Source organism: Nonomuraea sp. NPDC050733 (assembly GCF_040654215.1).
Taxonomy (GTDB): Bacteria; Actinomycetota; Actinomycetes; order Streptosporangiales; family Streptosporangiaceae; genus Nonomuraea.
In genome coordinates this window covers 14,490-40,140 of the sequence record NZ_JBFAHO010000041.1, presented here as the reverse complement: position 1 = coordinate 40,140, position 25,651 = coordinate 14,490, and the positions used below count along the sequence as shown (strand labels likewise).

General features: G+C 69.5%; 24 protein-coding genes and 2 pseudogenes. 11 read left to right on the top strand and 15 right to left on the bottom strand.

The annotated features are described in order from the left end of the window. Positions 1 to 186: 186 nt before the first annotated feature. The 4 genes from AB0H64_RS37545 (at position 187) to AB0H64_RS37530 (ending at position 3,632) form a co-directional block, all read left to right on the top strand. Positions 187 to 1,089, top strand: a complete 903-nt coding sequence (locus AB0H64_RS37545) for an alpha/beta fold hydrolase (RefSeq protein ID WP_357634510.1) — start codon at positions 187 to 189, stop codon at positions 1,087 to 1,089. A 44-nt stretch (positions 1,090 to 1,133) separates the two neighbouring features. After that, complete coding sequence (locus AB0H64_RS37540) at positions 1,134 to 1,577, top strand: nuclear transport factor 2 family protein (protein ID WP_357634507.1); 444 nt, start codon at positions 1,134 to 1,136, stop codon at positions 1,575 to 1,577. Then, positions 1,574 to 2,032: a nuclear transport factor 2 family protein gene (locus tag AB0H64_RS37535; protein ID WP_357634505.1), complete on the top strand. Its 459-nt coding sequence runs from the start codon at positions 1,574 to 1,576 to the stop codon at positions 2,030 to 2,032. Before AB0H64_RS37540 ends, AB0H64_RS37535 begins: the two co-directional genes overlap by 4 nt. A 184-nt stretch (positions 2,033 to 2,216) precedes the next feature. Next, positions 2,217 to 3,632, top strand: coding sequence for an MFS transporter (locus tag AB0H64_RS37530; protein ID WP_357634502.1), 1,416 nt, complete (start codon positions 2,217 to 2,219; stop codon positions 3,630 to 3,632). 108 nt (positions 3,633 to 3,740) lie between these two features. Here AB0H64_RS37530 and AB0H64_RS37525 read toward each other — a convergent pair whose 3' ends face one another. The 3 genes from AB0H64_RS37525 to AB0H64_RS37515 form a co-directional block, all read right to left on the bottom strand. Then, complete coding sequence (locus AB0H64_RS37525; protein WP_357634499.1) at positions 3,741 to 4,658, bottom strand: LysR family transcriptional regulator; 918 nt, start codon at positions 4,656 to 4,658, stop codon at positions 3,741 to 3,743. A 79-nt stretch (positions 4,659 to 4,737) separates the two neighbouring features. Continuing rightward, the gene (locus AB0H64_RS37520) at positions 4,738 to 5,226 is read right to left on the bottom strand and encodes a universal stress protein (RefSeq protein ID WP_357634496.1); all 489 of its coding nucleotides are present in this window, start codon (positions 5,224 to 5,226) and stop codon (positions 4,738 to 4,740) included. A gap of 22 nt (positions 5,227 to 5,248) precedes the next feature. Then, positions 5,249 to 5,713: an NUDIX domain-containing protein gene (locus AB0H64_RS37515; protein WP_357634495.1), complete on the bottom strand. Its 465-nt coding sequence runs from the start codon at positions 5,711 to 5,713 to the stop codon at positions 5,249 to 5,251. 331 nt (positions 5,714 to 6,044) lie between these two features. Between AB0H64_RS37515 and AB0H64_RS37510 the strand changes: the two genes are divergently transcribed. From AB0H64_RS37510 to AB0H64_RS37500, 3 genes are all read left to right on the top strand, one after another. Next, positions 6,045 to 6,863 carry a sigma-70 family RNA polymerase sigma factor gene (locus AB0H64_RS37510; RefSeq protein ID WP_357634492.1) on the top strand — a complete coding sequence of 273 codons (819 nt, stop codon included), beginning with the start codon at positions 6,045 to 6,047 and terminating at the stop codon, positions 6,861 to 6,863. Between the two features lie 167 nt (positions 6,864 to 7,030). Then, positions 7,031 to 7,648, top strand: a complete 618-nt coding sequence (locus AB0H64_RS37505) for an FAD-dependent monooxygenase (RefSeq protein WP_357634491.1) — start codon at positions 7,031 to 7,033, stop codon at positions 7,646 to 7,648. Next, complete coding sequence (locus tag AB0H64_RS37500) at positions 7,612 to 8,595, top strand: FAD-dependent monooxygenase (protein WP_357634489.1); 984 nt, start codon at positions 7,612 to 7,614, stop codon at positions 8,593 to 8,595. Before AB0H64_RS37505 ends, AB0H64_RS37500 begins: the two co-directional genes overlap by 37 nt. On the opposite strand, the gene AB0H64_RS37495 is transcribed toward AB0H64_RS37500, so the two are convergent. The 7 genes from AB0H64_RS37495 to AB0H64_RS37465 all read right to left on the bottom strand — a co-directional run bounded on the left by AB0H64_RS37495 (position 8,531) and on the right by AB0H64_RS37465 (position 15,694). Then, on the bottom strand, positions 8,531 to 9,313 hold the full coding sequence (locus tag AB0H64_RS37495; RefSeq protein ID WP_357634486.1) for a MerR family transcriptional regulator: 783 nt from the start codon (positions 9,311 to 9,313) through the stop codon (positions 8,531 to 8,533). The two genes, AB0H64_RS37500 and AB0H64_RS37495, sit on opposite strands and share 65 nt — an antisense overlap. An 89-nt stretch (positions 9,314 to 9,402) precedes the next feature. After that, the gene (locus AB0H64_RS37490) at positions 9,403 to 10,968 is read right to left on the bottom strand and encodes a serine hydrolase domain-containing protein (RefSeq protein WP_357634483.1); all 1,566 of its coding nucleotides are present in this window, start codon (positions 10,966 to 10,968) and stop codon (positions 9,403 to 9,405) included. 332 nt (positions 10,969 to 11,300) lie between these two features. After that, positions 11,301 to 11,918, bottom strand: coding sequence for a hypothetical protein (locus tag AB0H64_RS37485; RefSeq protein WP_357634480.1), 618 nt, complete (start codon positions 11,916 to 11,918; stop codon positions 11,301 to 11,303). Next, entirely contained in the window at positions 11,909 to 13,390 is a 1,482-nt protein-coding gene (locus AB0H64_RS37480) for a hypothetical protein (RefSeq protein WP_357634478.1), read from the bottom strand. Before AB0H64_RS37480 ends, AB0H64_RS37485 begins: the two co-directional genes overlap by 10 nt. Then, positions 13,387 to 14,244 (bottom strand): ABC transporter ATP-binding protein, encoded by an 858-nt coding sequence (locus AB0H64_RS37475; RefSeq protein WP_357634475.1) that lies wholly within the window; start codon positions 14,242 to 14,244, stop codon positions 13,387 to 13,389. Before AB0H64_RS37475 ends, AB0H64_RS37480 begins: the two co-directional genes overlap by 4 nt. Beyond that, complete coding sequence (locus AB0H64_RS37470; protein ID WP_357634473.1) at positions 14,241 to 15,077, bottom strand: zf-HC2 domain-containing protein; 837 nt, start codon at positions 15,075 to 15,077, stop codon at positions 14,241 to 14,243. Before AB0H64_RS37470 ends, AB0H64_RS37475 begins: the two co-directional genes overlap by 4 nt. Then, positions 15,074 to 15,694 (bottom strand): RNA polymerase sigma factor, encoded by a 621-nt coding sequence (locus tag AB0H64_RS37465; RefSeq protein ID WP_357634471.1) that lies wholly within the window; start codon positions 15,692 to 15,694, stop codon positions 15,074 to 15,076. The genes AB0H64_RS37470 and AB0H64_RS37465 overlap by 4 nt, the downstream gene beginning before the upstream one ends. Positions 15,695 to 16,233: 539 nt before the next feature. Between AB0H64_RS37465 and AB0H64_RS37460 the strand changes: the two are divergent. Then, a pseudogene (locus AB0H64_RS37460) lies at positions 16,234 to 16,395 on the top strand (ATP-binding cassette domain-containing protein); the annotation flags it as partial. Between the two features lie 373 nt (positions 16,396 to 16,768). Here the strand turns inward: AB0H64_RS37460 and AB0H64_RS37455 are convergent. Then, positions 16,769 to 17,704, bottom strand: a complete 936-nt coding sequence (locus AB0H64_RS37455; RefSeq protein WP_357634470.1) for a tyrosine-type recombinase/integrase — start codon at positions 17,702 to 17,704, stop codon at positions 16,769 to 16,771. A 361-nt stretch (positions 17,705 to 18,065) separates the two neighbouring features. Between AB0H64_RS37455 and AB0H64_RS37450 the strand changes: the two genes are divergently transcribed. Further along, positions 18,066 to 18,578, top strand: a complete 513-nt coding sequence (locus tag AB0H64_RS37450; protein ID WP_357634467.1) for an RNA polymerase sigma factor — start codon at positions 18,066 to 18,068, stop codon at positions 18,576 to 18,578. After that, the gene (locus AB0H64_RS37445; protein ID WP_357634465.1) at positions 18,575 to 19,627 is read left to right on the top strand and encodes a CU044_5270 family protein; all 1,053 of its coding nucleotides are present in this window, start codon (positions 18,575 to 18,577) and stop codon (positions 19,625 to 19,627) included. The genes AB0H64_RS37450 and AB0H64_RS37445 overlap by 4 nt, the downstream gene beginning before the upstream one ends. 240 nt (positions 19,628 to 19,867) lie before the next feature. Here AB0H64_RS37445 and AB0H64_RS37440 read toward each other — a convergent pair whose 3' ends face one another. From AB0H64_RS37440 to AB0H64_RS37425, 4 genes and pseudogenes are all read right to left on the bottom strand, one after another. Then, entirely contained in the window at positions 19,868 to 20,710 is an 843-nt protein-coding gene (locus tag AB0H64_RS37440) for a Tn3 family transposase (RefSeq protein WP_357634462.1), read from the bottom strand. Positions 20,711 to 20,801: 91 nt separating this feature from the next. Continuing rightward, positions 20,802 to 22,893, bottom strand: a pseudogene (locus tag AB0H64_RS37435) (DUF4158 domain-containing protein); the annotation flags it as partial. 87 nt (positions 22,894 to 22,980) lie between these two features. Further along, positions 22,981 to 23,508, bottom strand: coding sequence for a serine hydrolase (locus tag AB0H64_RS37430; protein WP_357634460.1), 528 nt, complete (start codon positions 23,506 to 23,508; stop codon positions 22,981 to 22,983). A gap of 157 nt (positions 23,509 to 23,665) precedes the next feature. Continuing rightward, entirely contained in the window at positions 23,666 to 24,211 is a 546-nt protein-coding gene (locus AB0H64_RS37425; RefSeq protein WP_357634457.1) for a TetR-like C-terminal domain-containing protein, read from the bottom strand. Positions 24,212 to 24,308: 97 nt separating this feature from the next. Here AB0H64_RS37425 and AB0H64_RS37420 point away from each other — a divergent pair, with 97 nt between their 5' ends. Beyond that, positions 24,309 to 25,637: an alpha/beta hydrolase gene (locus AB0H64_RS37420; protein ID WP_357634454.1), complete on the top strand. Its 1,329-nt coding sequence runs from the start codon at positions 24,309 to 24,311 to the stop codon at positions 25,635 to 25,637. Positions 25,638 to 25,651: the final 14 nt, after the last annotated feature.

The window sequence follows — 25,651 nt, the reverse complement described above, 5'->3', positions numbered from 1 at the left end:
CATGCCTTGAGACATCGGGCGTTGTCGGGGCGGCGCGTCAGCTGCCAGCGTGTCAGGTGCAGCGAGCGGGCAATGCCGCCCGCCCACGCACGCGATGTACCCAGGCATCGCGTGCCCTCGCCCATCGCGCGGCGGTCGACCGTCGACCTGCCGTGTCAGCCTTCCCGCTTCTGAAGGAGTCCCGACATGCCCGTACGTGAACAGGTGACCTTCGCCGGTGATGCGGCGGCGAAGCTCGCCGGTCACCTCTTTCTGCCCGATGCCGCGGGCGCTGACGACGCCGCTCCGGTGCAGGGCGTCGTGGTCGCCGGAACCTGGACCAGCGTCAAGGAGCAGATGGCCGACCGGTACGCCGAGCAGCTGGCCCGGCGCGGCTTCGCGGCCCTGTCCTTCGACTTCACCGGGTACGGCGAATCGGCCGGTGAGCCACGCGACTTCGAGTCGCCCGAGCTGAAGGTGCGAGACCTCCGGGCGGCGGCCGATTTCCTGACCGGGCATCCTGCGGTGAGCGGCTCACCCGTGGGCGCATTGGGGGTGTGCGCCGGGGCGATGTACGCGAGCGCCTTCGCCGCCGAGGATCCACGGGTGGGGTCGCTCGCCCTGGTGGCGCCGTGGCTGCACGACCGCCGTATCTGCGAGGAGAACTACGGCGGCCCGGAGGGCATCGAGGCGAAGAAGGCGGCGGCCGCCGAGGCCCGGCGCAGGTACGAGGAGACCGGAGAGGTCGTCTACGTGCCGGTGGTCAGCGGCAGCGACCCGAATGCGGCCATGCCGTTCGACATCGACTTCTACCTCAACCCGCAGCGCGGCGGTATCCCGCAGTGGCCGAACCGGTTCGCCGTCATGGCCTGGACCGGGTGGCTGGACCTCGACGCCGTCGCGATCGCGCCGCGGCTGACCGCGCCCGTGCTCCTCGTGCACAGCGAGGACGCCGCCATCCCGGACGGCGCCCGCCGCTTCCACGACGCCCTCGCAGGGCCCAAGCAGTTCCTGTGGACCGAGGGCACCCAGTTCGACTTCTACGACCAGTCACCCCAGGTCGGCTTCGCCGCGGACGCGGCGGCCGAGCACTTCGCCCGCACGCTGTGACTACGGACCACCCCTTCATCACTCTGACAGGAGCCCCCTTCACCATGTCCCAGTCCCATGAGGCCATCGCCCCGTCCTCGGCCGAGACCAGGATCGAGATCGCCGAAACCTGCACCCGGATGGCTGTGCACGCGGATCGCCGTGAATGGGAGCTCCTGCGCGGCCTGTTCGCCGACAAGGTGCTCCTCGACTACACCAGCCTGAGCGGCGGTGAGCCCGCGACCCTCGCCCCAGCGGAGATCGTGAAAGGCTGGCAGAGCGCACTCGGCGCCTACAAGGCCACCCAGCATCTGCTCGGCAACCACCTGGTCACCATCGACGGCGACGCCGCGCTGTGCACCGCCTCCTTCCAGGCCACCCACCGCAAACCCGACGACACCTTGTGGACACTGGGCGGCAGCTACCGCTTCACCCTGGAGCGCACCGGCGACGGCTGGCGCATCACCAGCGTCGTGATGACCGCGGCATGGAGCGACGGCAGCCGATGAGGAGGACGCTCACCCTCACGGCGGTGGCGGCGGCCGTACTGGTCGTCGGCGGCGTCGCGGCCGTGACCAGTAACGACTTCCTGCGCGCGACGGCCGGCGACGTCATCCGCCCCCTGCCCTCGCGGGCCGCCTCGCTGGGGCCGCTGGACCCGGCGGCGCAACGCTACCTGGACGCGGTGGCGGCCGAGGACACCGACGCCCTCACCGCCGCCTTCGCCCCCGACGCGCTGGTCGTCGACGTCGGCCGGCAGATCCGCGGCCGGAACGCCATCCGGCGGTGGGCCGCGAACGAGGTCATCGGCGGCGTCTACACGCTGCTGGAGCACACCCCGCGCGCCGGCGGCGTCACCATGTTGGTCCGCTTCCGACCCGGCGGTGTGGGCGGCTTCCGCGCCAACTACCACTTCGACATCTCCCACGGACTGATCACCAAAGCCACCCTGGAGTACGCATAAACAAGATCGCCTTTGGCAGTTATGGGGCTCCGCTGTGGACGCTCGGCGGCGAGTACCGCTGCGAGCTCACCCGCACCGGCGACCGATGGCTGATCAAGTCTGCTCTGGCTGCCGGCCGGGCTGCCAGCGGTCGCCCCTGACCTCCGATCTCGGTTGCACGCTTCAAGAACGTCTCAGGAGTGTCATGAAATCCCGGCTCAAGTCCTCCCCGGCCTCCGGCGCCGCGGCCGCCGCGCCGGAGGCGGCCCACGGCGGTTCCCCCGTGGTGCTGGGAGCCGCCCTGCTGGGCTTCTTCCTCATCTCGTTGGACGCGTTGATCGTCACTGTCGCGCTGCCCGACATCGGCCGCAGTCTCGGCGGCGGCATGTCCGGCCTGCAGTGGGTGGTGGACGGATACACGCTGATGTTCGCCGCCCTGATGCTCTCCGCGGGCGCCCTGTCCGACCGTGTCGGGGCCCGGCAGGCGTACGGCGGCGGGCTGGTGCTCTTCGCGCTGACCTCGGCCGCGTGCGGGCTCGCGCCCGGTCTCGGCGTGCTGGTGGCGGCGCGACTGGTACAGGGGGCCGCGGCGGCGGTGATGATGCCGGCGTCGCTGGCCCTGGTCCGGCAAAGCTTCCCCGACCAGGCGAGGCGGGCGCGGGCGATCGCCACCTGGGCCGTGGGCGGCGCGGTCGCGGTCGCGGCCGGGCCGGTGCTCGGCGGAGCACTCACCGCCTCCGCAGGCTGGCGGTGGATCTTCTTCGTCAACCTCCCCGCGGGCCTGCTGGCCCTCGCCCTGCTCGCCCGCGTGCCGGCCTCCCCGCGGCTGCCCGCGCGACTGGACGTGGTCGGGCAGATGACGGCGGTGGTCGCGCTGGGCGCCCTGACCTACGGCGTGATCGAGGGTGGCGACCAGGGCTTCGGTCGGCCGCTCGTGGTGGTGTCACTGCTGGTGGCCGTGGCCGCGGCAGGCGCCTTCCTCGCCGCGCAGGCGAGAGGCGCGCACCCGATGCTGCCGCTGCCGCTGTTCCGCTCGCGGGTGGTGGCGGTGTCCCTGGTGGTCGGTTTCATGCTCAACGCCGCCTACTACGGCGGCGTGTTCGTCTTCAGCCTGTACCTGCAGCAGGAGCGCGGGCAGTCGGCGCTGCACGCGGGTTTGATGTTCATCCCGATGACGGCGCTGGTCGCCGTGGTGAACCTGGCCTCGGCGAGGCTGGCCGGACGGTTCGGCCCACGCGTGCCCATGGTCGCGGGACAACTGGTCGGGACGGCCGGGCTGCTGGCGCTGCTCACCGTCGGCGCGCACACCAACGTGTGGACGGTGGCGACGCTGATGGTGCCGGTCGGTCTCGGCGGGGCGCTGACGGTGCCGGCGCTGACCGCGATGCTCCTCGACGCGGTGCCCGCGGACCGGGCGGGCACCGCCTCCGCCGTGCTCAACACCGGCCGCCAGGTCGGCGGAGCGATCGCGGTGGCCGTCTTCGGGGCGCTGCTGGCGGGGGCGGACACGTTCCTGGAGGGCATGCGGTGGAGCATGCTGCTCGCGGCCGCCGGGCTCGTCCTGACGGCAGGCGCGACACTGACCCTGCCGCGGGGCGGGCGCTGGGCCACCGAGGCGTGAAGCCTGCAGAGGGCCATCCTTCGTGCTCGCCATCACCAGGTCTGCCGGGTCCAGGGACGGTCCCGCCGGCTGCCGCGCACACGGCTCGGCTTCCTGTGAGCGGGTTCGCTATGCGGGCCGGCTGACCGGGAGTCCAGCTCCACGAGCCGGGGCCAACTCGAAGAGGATGTCCACGAAGGCTTGGAGCTTGGCGGATTCACTGCCTTTCAGCCACATCGGCGCGTAGTCGATGGGCGGTGCGTCGTCGAAGGGGACGTAGGTCACGTCCGGCCGGGCGTGGTAATGAGACGCCCGCGCACCGACCGTAGTACCCCCTTTGCCCGCTCCGACCAACGACAGCATCTCCTCCCAGCCCAAGACAGCCGGGCCCTGAGGGACGGATCGGCCGCCCGGTGTGCGGCGTGGATAGTGGGCATCGAGGAAGTTCGGGGACGCACCGACAGGCGTGATCAGTGGCAGAAGGGCGAGATCCTCCAGCGAGACCGTTTCCTGAGCCGCGAGCTGGTGGGAGGCGGGAACCACGAAGGCACGGCGTTCGGAGCAGAGAACGCGCCCGGCGATGACGCCGGGCCCGTCGACGGGAAGTTCTTTGACCACCATGTCGAGTTCGCCGCTCCGCAACGCCGTGAAAGCGGCAGCGAACGTCACCCTATGGATCTCGACGGTGCACTGGGGATGGCGCGCTTGGACCTCCTCAGCCGCCCGCACGATGAGGTCGCCGCACCACGGGGCGGAGAAACCGACGCGCAGCACCCCGCTGAGGCCCCGACAGGCCGCCGAGGCGTTGGCGATGGCACGCTGAACCTGCTGATATGCGGGGAGCAGCTCGGCGTGGAGCTGCCGCCCGACCGGGGTGAGGGTCACGTGGCGGCTGCTGCGTTCGAACAATGCGCCGCCGAAGCGCCGTTCCAGTTTCTTGATCGTCTGGCTGACCCGGCCCGGCGAGACGAGGAGACGCTCAGCGGTGCGCGTGAAGTGGAGCTCTTCGGCCAGGGCCAGGAACGTCTCGATCTCATGTCGCTCCACTGGACCCACACCTCCCGCAGCCTGGCCACTGCCCTTTCTGGCCGCAACCTTATCGCCGACAGTGAGGGAGGTATTTGGACTATCCGGCCGAAATGGTTCGGGTGGCGGTGCCGCCACGGGTGGCTTGAGCGCGAACGACGGCCACCGGGCCGGTCGCGTGGTGCGGTACGCCCTGGCTGGTGGAGCCGAGCAGCAGGCCGCTGAACCCGCCGCGGCCTCGGGATCCGACGACGGTCAGGGCGGCACCCGCCGATTCGGTGACCAGGCCCTGGGCGGACTCGCCCTGGACCACCTTCCGCCGAACCGGGACGTCGGGGTACTGCCCGCGATATCCGGCGACGGCTTCGGCGAGCAACCGGACGGGCTCTTCGCGCAGGCCCTCCACGTAGTGGCCGGCGATGCGCCACCGGTAGGCGTGGACGGCGACGACGCCCAGGCGGTGCAGCGCCGCGTGCGCGAAGGCGCCGTCCTGGGGGCGGGCCTGTTCATCTCGGCCGGGACCGGCGCGATGGCGATGCTGCTCGGCGGGCAGGTGCTGCCGTGCTGCTGGTCGTGGCGAACCCGCCACGTTGGATGCAGTACTTCGCCTGCTATGGCGCGCCGGGCAGGTCCTTTCGCTGAATCCGCTGGTCGAGTTCCCAAAGCGCTGTCTTGTCGTCGTCGTAACGCAGCAACTCGTATGCGGCCCGATACGGCAACCACTGTGTGTCTCGATGCTCGGAGGAGAGCACTATCTGGGCCTTTACTCGGGTGACGTCACAGGCGAAGAAGTGCTTGGGCACGATATAGAAGTTCTCGGGCCAGAGCTTGCTCGCCGCAAAGCAACTCTTCTCTACTCCGCTTACCATGTCGAGCTTGAACAGCGGTACTACCGCAGGCAGGCCAGTCTCCTCGGCGAACTCGCGACGGGCCGCGCTCTCCAGATCCTCGCCCTCCTCGACACCGCCAGCCACGCTCTGCCAATGAGAATCATCCGCTCTTTGGAAGAGAGAGTATTCCGGCATACCTGCAGTTGTCCGAAAAGGAAAGACGAGCACGGTGTAGGGCTGGCGCATATGGCGTGTCCGATCTAAGAGGCAATGTCCTTGAACGTGCCGAACAGCGGGAGAGCGCCAGCTCAGCGATTGCTCCCTGACGATGGATGGTCTCTTTCTCCCCGTCCACAGTATGCGGCGGCGCTGAGGGGGGTCGGGATGCGGGCCGAACCCGACTCCACCCGACTCCGAGGACGAGCAGGCTCCGCAGGTGTGGCCGGCCTGATGAGCGGTCGGCCGCCCCGGTGTGGTGCGGTCAGCGGGGGCGGCGCCGCTGGATGGGGTGCTCGGCCGAGGCGTTCCGCTCTCCTGAGTGGAGTGACGCACGTCACTGCCGCTGCTGTTCACCATCGTGTACGAGATCCTCGGCTCGGCGACCGAATCCGACGACGTGCTGCAGGACAGCTATCTGCGGTGGGCCAAGGTGGATCTCGCGGCGGTGCGGGACACCAAGTCGTATCTGGCGCGGCTGGTGACCCGTCAGGCGCTCAACGCCTTGCGGGCGAGCACGCGCCGTCGCGAGGAGTACATCGGCTCCTGGCTGCCCGAGCCGCTGCTGCTGGAGGAGAACGACGCGTCGGCCGATGTGGTGCTCGCCGAGTCGGTGTCGATGGCGATGCTTGTGCTGCTCGAAACGCTCACCCCCGATGAGCGCGCGGTGTTCGTGCTGCGCGAGGTGTTCGGGTTCGACTACGACGAGATCGCCGCAGCGGTAGGCAAGTCGGTGGTGACGGTGCGCCAGATGGCGCACCGCGCCCGCAGGCACGTACAGGCGCGGCGTAAACGTTTCGACCCCGTCGACGCTGGGACGACCACGCGGATCACCGAGCAGTTCATGTCCGCGGCGGCGACCGGTGACATGGAGGGGCTGCTCTCGCTGCCCGCCGGACGCCACATGGACCGCCGACAGCGGCGGCAAGGTCACCGCGGCGCGCCGGCCGGTGGTGGGCGCGGAGAACGTGGCCGCGCTTGTCATGGAACTGTTCCGCGTGGGACGGGTGCCGGACTCGCGGATCGAGATGGTCAACTGCAACAACGCGCCCGCGATGGCCGCCTACGACGACGATCACCTGGTAGGCGTCTGCCTGTTCGAGGTCGGCGACGGGAAGATCTCCAACTTCTACGTCATCCGCAACCCGGACAAACTCCTCGCACTGACGGTTCCGCGTGAGATCAGCCGGTAGGAGTCGGCAAGCCGCAGCGCAGTAGGTCGCGATCGCGCATGTCCGGCGCCAGCGGAGTCGCCGCTGCAGATGCGGCGCGGCAGGTGACACGTCCTGTGGCGATCGACGAACGCGTCTCCGCCCCTTTGCGTGTGTCGACCAATTCGACTGAAGGATGACCAAGGAGTTGACCATGACCGATACACAGGTAGCGATCGCCGGGGCGGGGCCGACCGGGCTGGTGCTCGTGCTCGTGCTCGAGCGCCTCCCGGAGCCTCGAACGGTGGAATCGCGGGCCGGAGGCTTGCACATCCGCACGATGGAGGTGCTCGATCAGCGGGGTCTGCTCGACGGGTTCCTCGAGCGCGGACGGCCGCGGCAGGACGTGCACTTCTCCGGACTCGGTATCGACCTATCCGATATGGCGACGCGATATCCGTACGCTCTGCTCATCTTGCAGGCCGAGGTGGAACGGCTGCTGGAGGAGCGCGCGGCGCAGTTGGGGGTACGGCTGCGCCGCGACGCCGAGGTGACGGGGTTCACCCAGGACGAAACGGGTGTCATGGTGGAGCTCGCGGACGGGTCGCGCGTCCGGGCGGACTACCTCGTCGGCTGCGACGGGGGCCGCAGCACCGTGCGCGGGCTCGCCGGCATCGAGTTCCCCGGCACCCCGGCCACGATGACCGCGATGCTCGGCGACGTCGAGCTCGCCGAGCCGCCCGCGGCCGACATCTTCCAGGAGCGGCGCGATTCTCGGTGCTGTCGTACGGTCGGGACTGGTACCGGGTGCTGACCAACGAGTTCGATCACGTCGCCGGCCGGGACGAACCGATGACCCTGGAGACCCTCCGCAAGGCCATGCTCAAGATCGCCGGTACGGACTACGGGATGCACTCACCGCGCTGGCTCTCCCGGCACGGCGACGCGGCCCGCCAGGCCGACCGTTACCGCGTGGGCCGGGTTCTCCTGGCCGGCGACGCCGCGCACATCCACTTCCCGGCGGGCGGTCAGGGCCTGAACACCGGCGTGCAGGACGCGGTCAACCTCGGCTGGAAGCTCGCCGCCGTCATCCGCGGCCACGCCCAGGACCCGCTGCTCGACACCTACCACGACGAACGCCACCCGGTCGCCGCCCGCGTCCTGCACAACACCCGCGCCCAGACCGCCCTCTGGCGGGTGGACGACCACACCTCTGCTCTACGCCAGCTGCTGGACGATCTCATCGGCATCGACGAGGTACGGCTGCGCCTGGCCGGCATGATCACGGCAACCGACCTCCGGTACCCGACGGAGGGGGCCGACGACCTTCTCGGCCGCCGGATCCCGGATCTCGACCTCGACCGCGGCCGCATCTACGAACTCCTGCACCGCGCCCATGCGGTTCTGCTGGATCTTGGCGGTCTCCCACCGCTCGACAGCGTCGTGACCGGCTGGGCGGACCGAGTCGATCTCGTTCGCGCCCGTCTTGCCGAGGGCTCCGATCTGGGCGCGGACGCCGTATTCATCCGTCCCGACGGACATGTCGCCTGGGTCACCCGCGCCGGCGAGCGGCCAGACTTCGACGCGCTCCGGACCGCCCTCACGACGTGGCTCGGCCCGGCCGGCCTTCGCGGTGCGCTTCTGCCGGGAGTGAAGGGCAGCGCCCACGGCGCCGGAGGATCGGGGCACGGCGCGGTCAGTGGGTTCCTGGTCTGGGGATATGGATGCCGGCGGCGCGGAGCTTGGTCTCGACGAGCGTGACCCCCCTGGCCGCGGCCGACCCCTGTTCTTCGCCGTGGAGGGCGATCAGCTGGTACCGGGTCGCGGCCTCGGTGCGGGCTTGCAGACCGGTCACGATCTTCAGATGTGCGGGGTTGGCGAGGAAGTGGTCGGCCATGGCGGTGGCGAGCTCGGCGATGCGCGGGTCGTCCGGTTGCCAGGCTGCGGCTTCGGTTGCACGCTTGATCAAGGCCACGAACCGGGTGTCGTCGAGGGCGTGCTCGACATGGGTGAGATAGTCGTCGAAGCCCTCGGGGACCAGGGCCCTGGCCAGGACCCAGCCCTCTCTGGCGGCCGACACCTCCTCCGCGGCGAAGCCGAGGCCGGACAGCCGCTCCAGCAGCGCCACGGCTCGGTCGGGCAGCAGGGCACGATCACCATCGGCGAGCCGGCGCAGCGTGTCACGCCGCACGATCAACTCCTCGATCCGTTCGGTGAGCTCCCTCTCGACGTCGGCGAGCGCGGCGGCGAACAGCGTGGGGTCGGCGTCGAGCAGGGGCCCGATCTCGGCCAGGGGCACCCCGGCGGCGGCCAGCGTCCGGGCCTGCACCAGCCGCAACAGCTCGGGCGATCCGTACCTCCGGTAGCCGGAGCTGTCGCGTTCCGGCTCCTTCACCAGGCCAAGCTTGTGGTAGTGCCGCACCGTCTTCACCGTGACGCCGACGAACGCCGCCGCCTGCCCGATCGTGACTCCGTTCATCTGCACAATGCTGCCTTGTGCTCGAGCCCTGCGACCTAGCAGAGCACAGCCGAGCATGTGGCCGGGCCACGCCGAGCTCGGCGTGGCCCTCAGCCCGTGGGCTGGGCCGGATCGGCCTGTCCACCGCAGAACACCTCACTGAGGAGCCTCTGCTGGGCCTTCTGGAACGCGGCCGCGATGGACAGGTCGGCGTCGTCCACGCAGTTCAGCGCGGCGGTCAGGGTCTTGCTGCCGTCGGGGGTGCTGTACATCAGCGCCGCGTGGCCCACGGCGGCGCCGTTGTGGGAGATGACGGTGCCGCCGTCGTCCGTGGTCAGCACGAACACTCCCAGGCCGTAGTCCATGTTCGGGATGCCCGTCGGGTGCGGGGTGCACATCTCTGCCAGCAGCGGGGCCGGTAGGAGCTTGCCGTCCAGCAGCGCCGAGATGAAGGTGTGGAGGTCCTGGGTGGTCGAGATCATGTCGCCGCCGGTGGAGATCCAGGAGGGGTTCTGGCGGGTGATGTCGATCGTCTTCTGCTCGCCGGCGTCCTCGTAGCGGTAGTAGGCGTGGGCCCGCGGCTCGGGGATCTCCGGCGAGGCGTCCGGCACCACGGTGCCCGACAGGCCGAGCGGCCCCAGGATCAGCCGCTGCATCTCCTCGGCGTAGGTGCGGCCGGTGACCTTCTCGATCAGCAGCCTGGCCAGCACGTAGTTGGTGTTGGAGTAGCTCCAGCCCGTGCCCGGCTCGAACCTGGTCGGCTTGGACAACGCCAGCTCCACCAGCTCCTGCGGCCGGTAGGCCTTGAACCGGTTGTCCACCCACTCCTTGCCCGTGGTGCCGTAGGGGATGGGGATCCCCGGTACGACCGTCCCGTCGTCGTAGACCTCGCCGCTGAAGTTGAACACCCCGCTGGTGTGCTGCAACAGCATCCGCACGGTGATCCGCGGGTCCAGCCCGAACTCGGGCAGATGGTCCGCCGCCGGGGCGTCCAGACCGATCTTGCCCTCGGCCACCAGTTGCAGCACCAGGGTCGCGGTGAAGGTCTTGGTGTTGCTGCCGATCCGGACGTGCCCGTCGATCGGTGGCTCGGCGGTCCCGCCCAGCTCGGCCGCCCCGGCACTGCCGGCCCACTCGCCCCGCTCATCGTGCACGCGCAGCGACACCCCGACGAAACCGGACTCGACCATCTCCTCGATCGCCCTCTGCAGCTCCGGACGATCCTGCCCGGCCGCAGCTTCCGGCACGGCCCCGCTGTCCGCAGCGGCTGCCCTGGCGGCGTCGAGGGCTTCGGTGATCTTGCGGACCATCTCGGTCGTCGTGGGGCTCGGCTGGCCCTGGTGCAGCTGGGCGGTTTCGACAGCGACGAGGACGGTGCGGCGGAAGTCGTCGGCCTCGGCCGGGTCCTGCTGCTTCAGCCGGTTCATGGCCGCGGTCAGAGCCGGCAGCACGCGATCGGCGATCTCGGCCACGGACTTGCCGGCCAGGTCCCTGCCCTTGGGGTGGTCGGCGAGCACGTGCCCGATCAGGCCGGTGGCCGAGCCCAGCGCGATGCTGCCGCTGGTGGCGACCTTGTGAGGCTTGCCGGCGGCACCGGCGGCGGCCATCAGCGACACGGCGCCGTACGCGGCAATCCGCAGGGTGCTCTTGTCCTGGTCGGAAAGGGTGATCGTCATGGTGGTTCGCCCTTCGGCTCTGTTCTGTCCGGGTCGGCGTCGGCCCGTGCGCCGAGCTTCCACCTTGACCCCAGGGCAACCTCAACCGTGACCTAGGTCACAGTCGCGGGACCTGAGACAGCTCCGGGGTCAGGACGCCGACTGCTCGTCGGCGGATCTGGCGACCGAGTACAGCGTCGGCCCTTTCGCCATCCATCGCATCATCCACGGGGACTGTACGGTCATCTGCGACAGAGCCGATCACTGGACAGACCCTTTCGGTGCTCACGATGGGCACAAGCCAGGCGGAAGAACGCCCGAGAGTCGATGAAGCCGACGCCTGGTCCGCCTCCTCAGCGCAGATCCCGGCTCGCCCAGCCCAGTGCGGCGAGCGTGGGTGGCAGCACGGCCAACCACCCGTGGTGCACGATCTCCCAGTTCTCCTCTTCCGGATAGAGCCACGGCCAGTAGGGCCCCCGCAGGACCAGGCTCACCGAGACGATCACCAGCAGACCGCCCATGCCCGCGAGGGCGGCCGCCTTCCCTTGGTGCATGCGCCCGGCTACCGACGCCGTCAGCAGGCCGATCGCGATGCACATCGCAGCTTCCACCGCCATCCCCGCCACCCTGAGCTCTCCACCGGCGGGCAGCCGGGCTACGGCGACGGCACAGGCAATTCCCCAGAGCAGCCCCGCGGAAAGGCCCCCGAAGCCGCAGCGCAGCCACTGGCGGAGCCAGCGGGGCACCGGGACCGCGCCCGTGCTCACGGTCATCTCGTCGATCACGGCGAAGCCGGCGGCGGCGCCCAGCATCACTCCCATCATCCTGAGCAGGGTGAAGGCGGTCCCGACGCCTATCGGAGAACCGGCCTCCATCACCGAGGCCATGACCACGGCAAGCGTCCCGGTGACCGCGAGAGGAATCCAGTCGATCGCCCGCGCGACCGGTCTGATCAGCTGGATCACGAGCATGGCTGCCCCTTCACCGGCTCGGCGGCGAACTCGGGACGCAGGCCCAGCAGCGGAAGGGCTTGCTCGACCGTCGTGCCGGGCTTCAGCAGCGTGTCCCAGTGCGTCCAGATCCGTTGCCGGGCATCGGGCGTGGCGAGCAGCCTGCGGGCGTACCCCAGCTCGGCCGCGCCGTACCGGACCATACCCAGTGGGGACTGCACCTTCATGAAGACGGAGGAGCCTATCTGGATCTCCCGGTCCTTTGGCGGAGCCGGCGCAACGACCTGGCCGAGCAGCCACAGACCCACGAGCGCCCGGCTCCGGCCCTGGAGGTCGCAACCCGCCATCGGCGGTCGCAGGTCCAGCACAGAGCTGATGACCTGGGAGGCGAGTGCGGCGCGGTAGGTGTCCTCTGCCCCGGCCCGTCCCCACATCATGAAGGTGCGGATGGACTGCTCCTCGTCGTCGTTCGCGCCGAGCCAGCTGTCGGTGAACTGCCGCACAGCCGGCAGGCGGTCCCGCTCCGCCGGGGGCAGCGCCTGCGCCACGGGATTCACCGCCGACACCCAGGACGGGATCCAGGCGACGTAGTCGTGGAAGGCGCAGTAGGTGACGGCGCCGTGCTTCTCGCACCGCCGAGCGTCCCGCCCGAAATAGCGTTCTCGGACCTGGGCGTCCATGTCATGGAGCAACGCGGCCGGATTCTCCCGCATGGTCTCGAACCGGTGGGTGATCTCCCCACCCGGTGCGGCGGCGGTCGCGGCGGCCCCCGTGGGCACCGCGACCGCCGCGGCAGCCACGGCCGCGACCAGCCGCACCGGTCTGGCCCCGTGCCGCAGCAGGGCCAGAGCCGCGAGGAAAGCGACGGCGGCCAGGAGGTAGACGGCGTGCAACGCCGATGGGCGCTGCGGCCAGTCGGGCCCGTGGAAGAGCACGACGGGCAGAAACCAGCTCCCGTAACCGCTCTGCTGGCTGTTCAGCCAGGTGAAAGCGCCGATCAGGAAGGCCATGACGGGAACGGCGACCAGCCAGGGCGCCCACCTGCCGAGCATCGCGCCGAGGGCCGCGGCGAAGGGCACGGCCAGCACTCCGCCCAGCGCCTCGTAGGGATCGAAGACGCCCGCTACCGGGCCCATCGCGAAACGCGCCAGCAAGTAGCCGATCATCACTGGTAGCGCGATCCCGGCTCCGACCGTCACGGCCGCCAGGGTCGCGGCTTTGGTCCGCTCCGCGGCGTGGCCGGACAGCGCGCCGAGCGTCTCGTGCATGCCGCCCCGGGTGTCCCGGGACGTCGCAAGGTTGGCTGTGAGCATCATGGCCACCGCCAGGAGCAGCATCGCGCCCGACGTGCTCGTCGGGTCGACGCTCATGTCGGGCAGCCACTGCCAGGTCGCGACGAGCCGCAACCCCAGGCAGAGCGCGGCGGCACCCCAGGGGATGGGGCTGCGTATGAGCCTGAGAACCTCGAACAGGAACAATGATCGGAAGATCATGTCGCCGCCCGGACCGGCTCACCGAGCAGCAGCAGGTAACCGTCCTCGACGGTCGGCGCGGCGGGCGCCGCGTCCGGCGGCCCGGCTCCCAGGCTCCGGTAGCGGCCGTCCGCGGTCCGCCAGAACAGGCGAGAGTCCAGGGGAGACGCGTCGGAGACCCACACCTGACCGGACGCGACAGCGGCGAGCTCACCGGGGGTCCCCTGAAACACCGCGCGTCCCCGATTCATCACGATCACCCGCTCGCACAGGGCCGCGACGTCCTCGGTCTGGTGGGTGGACAGCAACACCGTACGGTTCTCGCCGAGCCGGGAGACCAGCGCCCGGAACCGCATGCGCTGCTCGGGGTCCAAGCCGACCGTGGGCTCATCGAGGATGAGCAGGTCGGGCCGGCCGAGCAGCGCCTGGGCAAGGGCCAGCCGCTGTTTCATGCCACCCGACAGCTTGCGCACCTTCGTCCTGGCGCGGTCGGCCAGGTCGACCTCCGCAAGGACCCGGCGCACTTCCCGGTGGCGTTCACGCCGGTCCGTCAGCTCCTTCAGGATCGCCACGTAGTCGACCAGCTCGAAGAGCGTGAAATGTGGGTAGAAGCCCGGGTCCTGCGGGAGGTAACCCAGGCGGCGGCGCAGTTCGGTCCGCTGGCCCCCGTCCGCGGGATCCAGACCGAGAGCGCGCACCTGGCCACCGTCGGGAGCCAGCGTGGTCGCCAGGCTCCGCAGCAGCGTGGTCTTACCGGCACCGTTGGGGCCGAGCAGCCCCGTCACCCCTCGGCCGAACTCCAGGGTGAGGCCGTCGAGCACGACGCTCCGGCCGTATTTCTTGGTCAGGCCGCGAACCGTCACGGTCGGGTTCATGTGGGCTCTCCTGGGTCGAAGCGGGCACGCCGCAGGTAGATGACAGGGATCAGGATCAGCGCGGCCGCGCCGTACAGAGCCTGGGCCGCAAGCGAGAAGGGCGCCAGCACGTCACCGGTGAGCTTGGTGGAGGTCACCACGGCGCCGAACCAGGTGGCGGTCAGCGCGGCAGCCGAGATCATCGGCGGGAATCGGGTCGACATGGCGAGAGTGGCAGCGGTGAGCGCGAGAGCGGGCAGCAGCCACGCCGCCGTCAGCCCCGGCGGGCCGGGCAGCAGCGGCGTCGCTGTTCCCGTCAGCACGATCGCGGTCACCAGCACAGCGACGGCGCGCAACAGCAGGGCCCTGGCACCTCCCATCGGAGTGGCGGCCTGCAGTTCGTGGACGGGATCAACCCGAGGCCCGTAGGCGACGGCGATGCCCGCCAGCGGAAGCACGGGCGCGAGCACGAGGAAGGGCACCAGTCCGTCGAAGACGGCCTGAGGATCACGGCTGACCAAGTGGGCGGCGGCCACGGCGAAGGCCGTCACCGCAGTGACCGCCAGCAGCCACCCCCGGGTAAGAGCAGGGGTGGCCGCGAGAAACGTGGCCACGTGTTCGGGGACACCGAACCGGCGCAGAAGCAGCGCCACAGGTCGCGGCCGGGGCCGGTCCACCAGATCCTCGATCTTCTCCCAGCTCGCGGCGAGCCACTCACGTTCGTACGGCACCGCCGCACGGCAGCGTCCGCACCGGGCGAGGTGGCTCTCCACCGACATCACCTGCACCGGTTCGAGACAGCCGCTCACGTACTGCTCGATCAGCTCTTGGGGCAGGTGCCATGGCGCGTTCATGCGAGATACCCCCTGAGCCGGGCCTTGGCCCGCATGACCCGGGTCTTCACGGTTCCCTCGGGGACGCCGAGGAGCAGGGCGGCCTCACGTACGGTGAGGCCGTCAAGGACGGTGGCCTGGATGGCCGCGCGCAGGTCCGGCGACAGCCTGGCCAGCGCGGAGCCCAGGTTGCCGTGCTCCACGCCGACCAAGACCGCGTCCTCGGCCGACTCGGTGATCAGGTGTGCGGCGGTCGGTCGCGCGCCTGATCGGTGGCTCCCCGCTGCGTGCGAGTCATCGAGCGCGGCGACGGGCCGGGTGATGCCGCTGCGGCGCAGCGCGGAAATCAGCCTGCGGATCGCGATCGTCCAGATCCACGCCGCCACCTCGCCTTCCGACGCGCGGTAGCGATGCGCGTCGCGCCAGACTGCGACGAAGGTGTCCTGGATCGCGTCGTCCACGAGATCGGGGTCGCCGCACCGGCGGGCCAGCCTTGCCCGCAGCCAGGACGCGTGCCGCTGGTGCAGGAGCTTCAGCGCCTCCACCTGGTCGGCCGCAACGGCCGCGAGAAGCTCGGCATCGTCACTGTGGGGATCGACCGCGGGAGGATCGCGGCGGCGTGTGAAGAACGGGCGCACATTCCGATCTATCGCAAGATCCGGCGTGTCTGGTTCCGTGCCGGCAGAAATATCTCGACTTCGGAGTCACCCGCTGGACTGTTCCGCTCGGTCAATGACGTCCGCGACATCGAAGGCGTGCTCCGGCACCGGGCGTCCACCTGCATCATGAGCCCTGATCGACTGCCGGCCGTACCCCCAAAGGGCCGGGAACGGCCGGCCCCACTATCACGTGACCCCTGGCCGGACGGTGCACAAGGACAGATGGTGACCCGTACGGTCGGGCGTATGAGCATCGAAGATCGGAACGCTCGCGCTGCGGGGAGGCGCCCTCGTCGCATCGGCCGGTAGCGACCACCTGCCGATCGCAGCCAGCATCGAACTCTGACACTCACCCGTGACCGGGAACCGAGCGTATGGAGGCGTCGGACTACGCTTGAGCGGTTCGGCGCGCAAGGTGTGGGCTGGCATGGGGCGCATGTCGACGCCCCGAGTTTCCTAGCCGAGGACCCGCTTCCACGCCAGAAGTGTGTCCTCCAGCTTTCTCGGAGCGTAATACCATGATCACCGTTCGCGATGTCGCGCTGCGTGCGGGTGCCCGCTTGCTGCTCTCGGACGTCTCCTTCACGGTGTCCGCCGGTGACCGCATCGGCCTGGTCGGCCGCAACGGCGCGGGCAAGACCACCTTGATGACCGCCCTGGCCGGGCTGGCCAAGCCGGCCCGGTCCGGTTCCGAGCCCTCCGGTTGGGGTGACGGGCGGGTGGTACTCAACGGATTCCACTGAGCTGCGCTGCCGCGGGGGCTCAGCGTCCGTCGGCTGAGCATCCCTCGCGTTCGAGGGCACGTTCAGGAGCCCTTGACCAGCGTGAACGCGCCACGGGCCAGCCCCATTTGCTCCGACATCGTCCGTGCCCCGTCGAACGGATCTTCGGGTTGATCTCGAGGGTCGTCACCACGAACGACCGCCCGTCCGCCGTCCTGGCGAGGTGGCCCAGGTCGTGGGGTCCCGGTAGCAATCGCGGATAATCCAACGAACCCATCTCTGACCTGTGCTGATGGTGCAAGAGGGTGCGATGGCCCTGAGCGGTTTGTCGTCAGCGGATCGCTCGGTCGCGGCGTCGGCGGGCGGCGCGGATCTCGGCGTCGGCGACCTTGTCGTCCAGCAGCGCGTACAGCTGGGTGGTTTCGGTGGAGGCGTGGCCGAGGCGGCGGCGCACGGCCTCGATGGAGACGCCAGCGTTGATGAGCTCGGTGGCGTGGGCGTGGCGCAGCTGGTGGATGTCGATCTCGACCCTGGCCTGCGCGCAGTAGGTCTGCCAGCGGTGGTGGGCGGCGTCGTAGGACAGCGGTCCGCCGCGGCCGTTGATGGACGCGCGGAACAACGGGCCGGCGGTGTAGCCGGCGCGGGCCAGGTAGAGCTTGAGCAGGGCGACGTAGCCGCGATCGTCCAACAGGACGGTCCGCACGCTGCCGCCCTTGCCGCAGATGCGGACGTGTTCGTCGTCCAAGCGCAGATCGAGATCCTCGACGTACAGGCCGCAGACTTCGGAGGCGCGGGCGCCGCAGACGTAGGCGGTCTCGAACAGCACCCGGTCGCGCAGCCGGTCCAGTGGCAGGTCCTTACGCGGCCGCCGGGTGCAGATCGCGGCCAGGGCCTTGGCGATGTCGGCCGACGCGGCGGGGCGGGGCAGCGTCTTGGGCACCTTGACGGTGTCGATCCGGTCCATCGGGCTGGCCTGCAGCAGGTCGTGGCGGGCCGCCCACTTGGCGAAGGAGGCGACGGCGGCGCGCTTGCGCTTGCGGCTGGCCGGCGACAGGTCGGCGATCTCGGCCAGGTACGCACGGATGGGCGCGGCGGTCAACCTGCCGATCTCCTCGCCGTGGTGGGCCGCGAAGGCAATCAGGTCGCCACGGTAGGCGCGCCGGGTGTGGAACGAGGCGCCGGCGTTGGCCAGGTCGGTGAGGAAGTCGTTCAGGTGTGCCGCGAGCGGGTGGGCGCGGCCGAGCTGCTCGACGATGACCGGATCCACCGTGTCGCCCTCCCTGATCCGCCAGGTTGCCAGATAACCGGGAAACGAAGCTCCCGCGCCGGACGACAGCCACCCAGCTCGCGCCTGGACTGCGACCGCCAATTTGCCAGATAACGCCGATTATCTAAGAACCGGTCGAGCCCCGGGCCCCGATCACAACCCTGAGGGCGTTCCCGTCCTCGGGCACCTGCGTCGGCAGTGGCGGTGTCCGGTCGATGCGCTGCCAGCTACACCAGCCCCGGCGACGGTATGGCGTCCGGACTACAGGGTGAGTAGCGCAAACTGCTCATAGCCAGCTGCCACATTCCGCGAGGTGCCGGACATTTACTAGGTGTCCGGCACCTTTCGGCAAGGAGACTCTGTGACACACCGAGATCGCTTCGAAGCGGTCTATGACGCGTACTACCCGGCGATACACCAGTACGCCGCACGCCGTACCGGTTCGCCCGACGACACAGCCGACGTCATCTCCGAGACGTTCCTCACCGCCTGGCGGCGCATCGGCGACGTGCCTGAGGGGGAGGAGGCGCTGCTGTGGCTGTACGGGGTGGCCCGCCGCGTACTGGCCAACCAGCAGCGCGGCGAATCCCGCAGGGCCGTGCTCACTGAGCGGCTACGTGCGGAACTGGCAGCCGACCGGCCGGTCAGACCGGTCGATCTGGACCATGTTCGCGCCGCCTTCGACGGGTTACCCGAACGCGACCGCGAGGTCTTGGCACTGGCCTGCTGGGAGGGCCTGACCAGCCAGCGGATCGCCAAAGTTTTGGGTTGTACGGCTATTGCCGCCCGGACCCGGCTGCATCGGGCGCGCAAACGGATGGCGGCGGCGCTGGAGCGGCAGGCGTCCTTGACAATCGCGATGGGGGAAGCATGAGCGACATCGACAACCTGGTAAGGGCCATCGACCCGGCACCACACGCGCCGGATCAGGGGCCCGGCGCGCGCGAACTGCGTGTGGCGATCATGGCGACCCAGGCGCGCCCGCACCGAGCGGTCCGGCGTCTGCCGTGGCGGGCCGGTGCCATCGGGCTCGCAGCGGCCGCGGCCGCGGCCGCGACGGCGGTCTTCCTCGGCCAGATCACCCCCACCGCATCGCCCTCTCCCACGGTCACACCCGGCGGCACCGTCCTGTCGGGCACGTCGATCCTGCTGGCCGCCGCCGCCAAGGCCCAAGCCGCCCCAAAAGGCGCCTACTGGCATCTCAAGCAGCTGTACGTGGGCTCGGCGGGACCGTACGGCCAGAACGGCAACACCTACCGTCTGGAAACCTCGTACCTCTCGGAGACGTGGGTGGCCAAGGATGGCCGAGGCTGGATCGGCCGCAGGCAGTTGGCCGCACGCCCCCTGGATGTCGAGGCATGGCGCCGGGACGGCTCGCCGACCGAATGGGAGATGGGGAAGGACGGCGGCGTCTACTCCACCTCGCCCGGCGAGGGCACGCTCACCCGGCTCAAGGGGGAGCAGAAGCTCTACTGGAGTGCCATGCCCCTGACCCTGAAGGAGATCGAGGCGCTGCCTGCTGACCCCGAAGCGCTGAAGAAGCGGGCCGCTAAGGCCATCCGTAGCGATCAGAATTTCGCCGGTTCGGTGGAGGACGGCCTGCCGCCCACCTTGGCATCACTCCTGTACGAGCTGCCCGCCTCCCCACAGGTGCGCAGCGCCGCCTACCAGGCGCTGGCGACGCTGCCCGCAGTGCGGGTCGAAGGCCAGACCACCGATCCGCAGGGGCGGCCGGGCGTCTCCGTGACCTTCCCAATCCAGCAGGGCCGGCCCACCCGGGGCAGACTGATCATCGACCCCGACACCTCCAAAGTGCTGACCTTCGAAGTCACCGGCGGCATGCCACAGGTGACAGACCGGGTCAACATGGTGCTGGAGTCCGGCTGGACCGACACCCGGCCATCCCCGCCCTCCGCCGAGTGAAGGCCGCCGGGCTGGCCGGCCGCGGCGCGAGCCCGCCGGCCAGCCCGGCTACATCCGCCCTCGGTGAGGGGATGTGAACGGCAAGCAGTGATGAGGTGGAGCCGGATGTCCATGTCCAACCGGAACCGGCCGTAGAGCTTGGAGGCTGAGCCTGCGGCGGCCCTCAGGGGTGAGCCACCGCTCATACGGCCCCGCACGCCGACAGGCGGCCACGATCATGGTTCTTCCAGGGCTCAGGCGTCAGGGATTGATCAGGAAGGTGGTGCCTGACTCGTTCACCAGGGTTGGCCGCAGCGGCCGCCAGCCGTCGTCCAGTTTGGCGAGTTCGGCTTCGATGTCGACCTCGACGAAGCCGAAGAAGTTGATGTTCTCGCGGTGGCCGGGGGCGATGAACGACAGCAGCTCGTCGGGAACCTCGCGGCCCTGGACGCGCAGCTCCTTGATCGCCATCCCGTAATACTCGGTCGTCCACGTGATCACCGCGTTCGTCAGGATCGTAAGGCACCATGCCTGCTCGGTCTGGTCTTGCAGGTGGGGCCGGACGATGGTGCCCTGCTGGGCGTAGTGCAAGTCCCGGCGCAGCGCGTGCAGCGATTCGCCCTTGTTGAGCTGCCTTGAGATCTTGCGTCGATAGACCGGATCCGAAAGGTAGCGGGCGGCATGGATGGTGCGGCGCATCCGCCCCCACTCCTTCAACGCCGCGGCCAGGGTGTTCTGCCGGGAGGCGGCCGACCACTTCCCGACGATGAGCGAGGCGGTGGCCTCCCCGAACTTCAGCGATCCGCCCATCCGCAGTAGGTCGGGGTAGCACTCGCAGATCAGGTCCTCGTTCCACCGGTCGGCCAGCAGCGGCCCGGCGTGCGGGTAGAGCGCGTTAGTCGCCGCCGGGGTGTCGACCCGCAGCATGGTGATCCTGCCCAGATCGCGCATCCTGGGGGTGAGGACCTTGCCGACCAGGTCGAACAAACCGAAGTTGACCAGCGTGGCGCCGTGGGTATCGGTCGCGTGCTCGTGGATCGGCAGATCGGTGGCGTTGCCGAGCATCTCGTCCAGGGTGTAGTGGCCCTCTCGGGTGGTTGGCACGATCTGTTTCGTGCCGTACGTCGACCACTGGTCGGAGACATGGGTAGGTCGACAGGACCCGGCCGCCGTGGATGTTCATGTCCCGCGCCGTCAAGCTCTTGCCGCGGACGGGGAAGCGTTGCCCGTCCGAGGACGACATGGTGCCGCCGCCGAACTTCTTGGCCAGCTCCAGCTTGTAGTGGTGGTTGACCAGGACTGTGTTCGCCTCGCGCAGCGTCTCCTCCCGCACATACCACTCCTGGGTCCAGGCGAGGGTGTCGTAGGACACCCCGCACGCCTCCGACATGCGGGTCAGGCCCAGGTTGGTGGCCCCGGCGATCAGGACGGCGAGGATGTTGCGTTTCTGCTCCACCGACAATTTCGACTTGCGGCCGCCGGCGTGAGTGAAGCAGTCCAGGAAGCCGGTGCGGGCGTCCAGCTCGATCAGCAGGGAAGCGATCGGTACGAACGGCAGCATCCCCGACAGTTCCTCCCGCAGTTCTTTGGCCTCGGCCGGGATGTCCTCGGCCGACAGTGGCGGGATAACCAGCCGCCCGGCCTCGTCCATCCGGACCACGCCGACGTCGTTCGGGGAGGCGTTGGCGAGCGTCTCCTCCAGATCCTCCAGGGCCTGGTGGAGCTCCTCCTTGACCTGCTCGATCGCCTCGGCCGCCTGAGCGGGTTTGCGGACCAGCTGACAGAACTCCGCCCGCTTGGACTCCCACTGCTCGGGGGTGTACAGATAAGTTCCCGGGTCGGCGTAGCGGCGCGAGCCCGGCACGAACACATCCCCGCTGCGCAGCCCATCCCGCAGCGCGAGCACGGTGCACAGCTCCCAATAATGCCGGAACGCGGTGTCGTCCCCGCCCTTGCGAGCCTTGGCCAGATAGTCGGCGTACCGGGCGGGCACGAACGACGTCGGCGCCCCGGCCGGGACCTTCCGGCCGCCGGTCCGGTTCAACTCCTTGAGGATGGCGACCGCGTCCATCAGGTCCGCGGCGCCGGGCCCGCCCTGGAAATCAATCGTGGCCAGCACCCTGGGGGTGAACTTGCGCAGATAGGTGTAGGACGCCTCCAACGCCGCCAGCCGACCGTGGTCGCGCGGCAGCGGCTTCCAACGCACCGCGGCGACCTCGCGGAGCTTGTCCATCCCGATCCGTTCCCGCAGCATCCCGCCGACACGTTCGTCCGGAACGCCCGGGTCGACCAGCACCGGCAAGATCACATCCATCAGTAGCTGGCGGGCCTCTCCCCTCTTGGCCCGCTCCGCCAACGCCTCGTCCGTCTTGGCCTTGGCGTGCGACTCCCGCCCCGACACCGCTTGATCGAACAAGGCGATGACCTCGTCGAGCTGGTCCACCGCGGACTGGGCCACGACCGCGAGCAGGATCGGGAACCGGCGCTCCCCGCGCCGATTCAACCCCTGCACCGTTGAGCGCCGCCCCAACGTGGCCAGGAACCGGCGCCGCTCACGTGGCAGCATCGACAGATCCAGCAGATGCGCGTCCAACGCACGCAGGTACATCAGCTTGTCGATCGCCAGCTTGATCGACGTCGGCGTCGCCTCCACCGCCGGCGTCGTCAGCCACGCCAGCCGGGTCGCCCCGATCTCCGGATCGTGCACCAGCAGCCGGTCCAGATCCGCCCGCATCGGCCTGGTCAGCAGATGATCGACCTTCTCCGACGTCAACGCCCCCGCACCGGTCCGAGCGGTCGCGACCATCTCCATCAGCGTGACCACGCCCGACCGCACCACGCGCGCGCTGATCAGGAACTCCGCCGCCTGATGAAACAGCAGCGACGGTGAGTCGTGTTCCATCGCCCGGTCCAGCAGGAACTGTTCCAGCTCCTTCAGCGTCTCGCCCCTAGTCGGAACCGGTTTCCAATCCAGATACTTCAGCACCAGCTTCAGATGATCACTGCGGGTTTGCCCGCCGTCCGTACTGCTCCAGCATCCCCGGATACACCGCCAGCTGGTTCGCCAGCCGAAGCACCGCCGCCTGCGGCACCGCCCAGATGTCATCGGGCACGAAACCCAGCCACGGTAACGTGCACAGCTGGACGGCAAGCCCCAACCGCGCCGCGGGCCCGCGCCCGCCGCCACGGTCCAGGTTGTCGATGAAGCCCAGGTCCTTCCGCGTCAGCGTGAAGAACCGGATCAGTTCCTCCCGGCCGATGTCCGGATACGACCGCAGCCGCTCCATCTGCTCATCCGAGAAGAACTGGGTCGCCAACCCCATCAACCTCCACGGAAGAGCTACAACCAGTACGAACCGTAGCGGCAAAGATCGCTAACCGTCCCAGGAAGGCGAATAATCGCAGTTCAGAGATAGGTTCGTTGGATTATCCGCGATTGCTACCGGAACCCCGTCGTGCACCCCGGGCTCCGATCCGCCCTTGAACCAGACGGACGGCCCCTGTGCCTTGTCCAGCGCGAGCCCTGCGTCGTTGATCGACAGGGCCAGGTACATCCGTTGCCCGGTCGTTTCCAGCGACAGGTACTTCTTGGTGTGCCGCGGATAGTCGGCCCCCTTGAGCACGAACAACTCCCGCGTGGTGAGCAAGGGCATGTTGCGCTTGTCGCGGGCGCCCCAGGCCCACGCCGTACGCTCGACGTTCTTGCGGCCTGCCTTGTGGATGAGCAGGTCGGCGGCGGTGTTGTCACTGATGGAGATCATCAGCTTGGCGGCCTCCAGCACCGACACCTTGCTGTTGTCCGGGCGGTTCCGCAGCTCACCCGACCCCGGGCTCTTCAGCTCCGGCGTGATCGTGAGCGTGGTGTCCCAGCCGAAGGCCCCGCTCGCGATGCGCTCGGCCACGGCCCCCAGCGATGAAGCCGGCCTGCGGCGTGAGCTTGCTCAGCCGCTGGTCCAGCTCCGCCCAGTCTTTGGGCGCGGGGGCGATGCGCGGGCGGAACAGCAGTCCGTCGACGAGCCCGACGCCGTCCGTCGCGACGGAGCATGCGCAAGACGGTGGTCAAGCCGCCCAGCCACGCAGCGCGGCGGGGATCGTCGAGCGGAAGGTGGTCTCGGCCGTGGCGGTGTCGAGGGCCCCGGCCAGTTCGAGAGTCACCAGACCGTGCAGGGTCACCCAGAGTGAGAGCGCGATGGAGGTCGCGTCACCCGAGAGCACGGAGGCCGACCGAGCGCGGTCTATCGCCTCGATGAGCGGCCTGACGGGATCTGCGGCGCCCACGTCGCCGGACGGGTCGAAGCTCTGCACGCCGCCGAACAACACCGTGTAGAGGTGGCGGTGCTCGCGTCCCCATCGCCGGTACGCGACCGCGAGCGCATAGAGGTCGGCGAGGGGGTCATCGGAGGTCGGTACCGCCGACAGTTCCCGGAACAGTCCGGCAACCGCCCTGTCGCGTACTTCGGCGATCAGCCCGTCCTTGCCGTCGAACAGCGAGTAGACCGCTGCGGTCGCGGTCCCGGCGGCGGCGGCCAGGGCGCGGATAGTGATCGACTCCCGTGGACGGGTGGCGAACATCTCGGTCGCGGAGTCGATGAGGCGGTCCTTCACGGTGTCGTCGTTTGTTCTCGGCCTTCCCACGACGACCAGCCTAGCCGAGGTGATAGCGTATCCAAACATTGTTTTGAAACGGCGTTTGGAAAAAACTGTGTCTCTCCCCGTTCCTCTCCGCCTCATCGGCCGTCTGCTTCTGGCTCTGCTCGCCGTCGTGGGGCTGGCCGGGCTGTTTCTCGCCCTGATCGTTCTGACCGACGGCGCGCGCTCCGGGCTCGCCGCCTGGCTGACCGCCCTCGGTACCGGGATCATCGCCGCACTGTGGCGAGGCCGCGGCCGTACCTGGCGTAGCCGGCTGTGGCCCTTCGCGCCGGTGATCGTTGCTGCGGCGCTCACGGCGTCGGTCTGCGTCCCCACCGCCCCCACGACCCGGCAGTACCCGCCCGACCTGCCATTCGTCGCGACGAGACACTGGAGCTTGAGCACGGGAAGCCGGGTCGCGGTCTACCACTATCCCCCCGCCGCCGACGCCCCCCGGCATCCCACACCGCTCGTGTACCTCCACGGAGGGCCCGTCCGCTCCGTCTCCGTGCTCGACCACCGATTCCTGCGACTCCTGGCCGGACAGGGCTACGACGTGTACGCCTTCGAGCAGCCCGGCGGCGGGCGGAGTGACCTGCTGCCCATGGAGCAGTACACGATCTCCAGGTCCGTACGCGACCTCGCCGCCTTCATCGATCGCCTGGACAAGGGTCCGGTCGACGTCCTCGGATTCTCCGCGGGCGCGATCGTGCTCACCCGGGCCCTGGCCGCCCCGGACACCGCCGCCCGCGTACATCGGGCGATCATCGCTGAGCCCGGCCCCATGGACGGCCCCACCGCGCTGATCAGCGGGCAACAGGGGCGACCGTCCGCGCGCGGCCTCGTACCGGCCCCGACCGGACCGCGGGCGACGCGCGTCCCCCGGTACGCCGTCGCGCTCGGCCTCATCCAACTCGGACTCCTCCCGCCCGACACCGGCCTGATCACGCAGGCCGAAGGCGTCAACGCCTTCAAGGCCGCCGATCTCGGCAGCGACACAGCCTCCGCCTACTGCGCGCGGGACGCCGGCCGCATCCCTGTCGAGGACACCGCGGAGAACTTCTCCTTCAACGCCGCCGCGAGCCTGCGCATCCAGCAGACGATCAGGGACTCGCCCTCCATCGCCCCCGAGCTGAGCCGCTCCCGGACCCCCGCGATGCTGATGATCGCCGAATGCTCCTCACAGACACGCCCATGGCAGACCGCCATCCTCGCCGCCGATCCCGCCATCGAGCGAACCCAGTACATGCCCGGTGTGGGACACCGCATGTGGAACGGCCTCGACGACAACAACGAGCGCGCTGCCGCCGTCATCACGGCGTTCCTCCAGGGCGAGACGTCGCCCCTGCGGAACTACCCGACCCGCGCCGACATCTCCGCCTTCCTCCGCGACCACAGGTGAACGTTCGCGGCGGC

Excerpts from the sequence above, each read along its gene's own strand:
- AB0H64_RS37545 (WP_357634510.1), top strand. The coding sequence starts at position 187 with ATGCCCGTACGTGAACAGGTGACCTTCGCCGGTGATGCGGCGGCGAAG.
- AB0H64_RS37540 (WP_357634507.1), top strand. The coding sequence starts at position 1,134 with ATGTCCCAGTCCCATGAGGCCATCGCCCCGTCCTCGGCCGAGACCAGG.
- AB0H64_RS37535 (WP_357634505.1), top strand. The coding sequence starts at position 1,574 with ATGAGGAGGACGCTCACCCTCACGGCGGTGGCGGCGGCCGTACTGGTC.
- AB0H64_RS37530 (WP_357634502.1), top strand. The coding sequence starts at position 2,217 with ATGAAATCCCGGCTCAAGTCCTCCCCGGCCTCCGGCGCCGCGGCCGCC.
- AB0H64_RS37515 (WP_357634495.1), bottom strand. The coding sequence starts at position 5,713 with ATGCGCCAGCCCTACACCGTGCTCGTCTTTCCTTTTCGGACAACTGCA.
- AB0H64_RS37505 (WP_357634491.1), top strand. The coding sequence starts at position 7,031 with ATGACCAAGGAGTTGACCATGACCGATACACAGGTAGCGATCGCCGGG.
- AB0H64_RS37495 (WP_357634486.1), bottom strand. The coding sequence starts at position 9,313 with ATGAACGGAGTCACGATCGGGCAGGCGGCGGCGTTCGTCGGCGTCACG.
- AB0H64_RS37490 (WP_357634483.1), bottom strand. The coding sequence starts at position 10,968 with ATGACGATCACCCTTTCCGACCAGGACAAGAGCACCCTGCGGATTGCC.
- AB0H64_RS37485 (WP_357634480.1), bottom strand. The coding sequence starts at position 11,918 with ATGCTCGTGATCCAGCTGATCAGACCGGTCGCGCGGGCGATCGACTGG.
- AB0H64_RS37480 (WP_357634478.1), bottom strand. The coding sequence starts at position 13,390 with ATGATCTTCCGATCATTGTTCCTGTTCGAGGTTCTCAGGCTCATACGC.
- AB0H64_RS37475 (WP_357634475.1), bottom strand. The coding sequence starts at position 14,244 with ATGAACCCGACCGTGACGGTTCGCGGCCTGACCAAGAAATACGGCCGG.
- AB0H64_RS37470 (WP_357634473.1), bottom strand. The coding sequence starts at position 15,077 with ATGAACGCGCCATGGCACCTGCCCCAAGAGCTGATCGAGCAGTACGTG.
- AB0H64_RS37445 (WP_357634465.1), top strand. The coding sequence starts at position 18,575 with ATGAGCGACATCGACAACCTGGTAAGGGCCATCGACCCGGCACCACAC.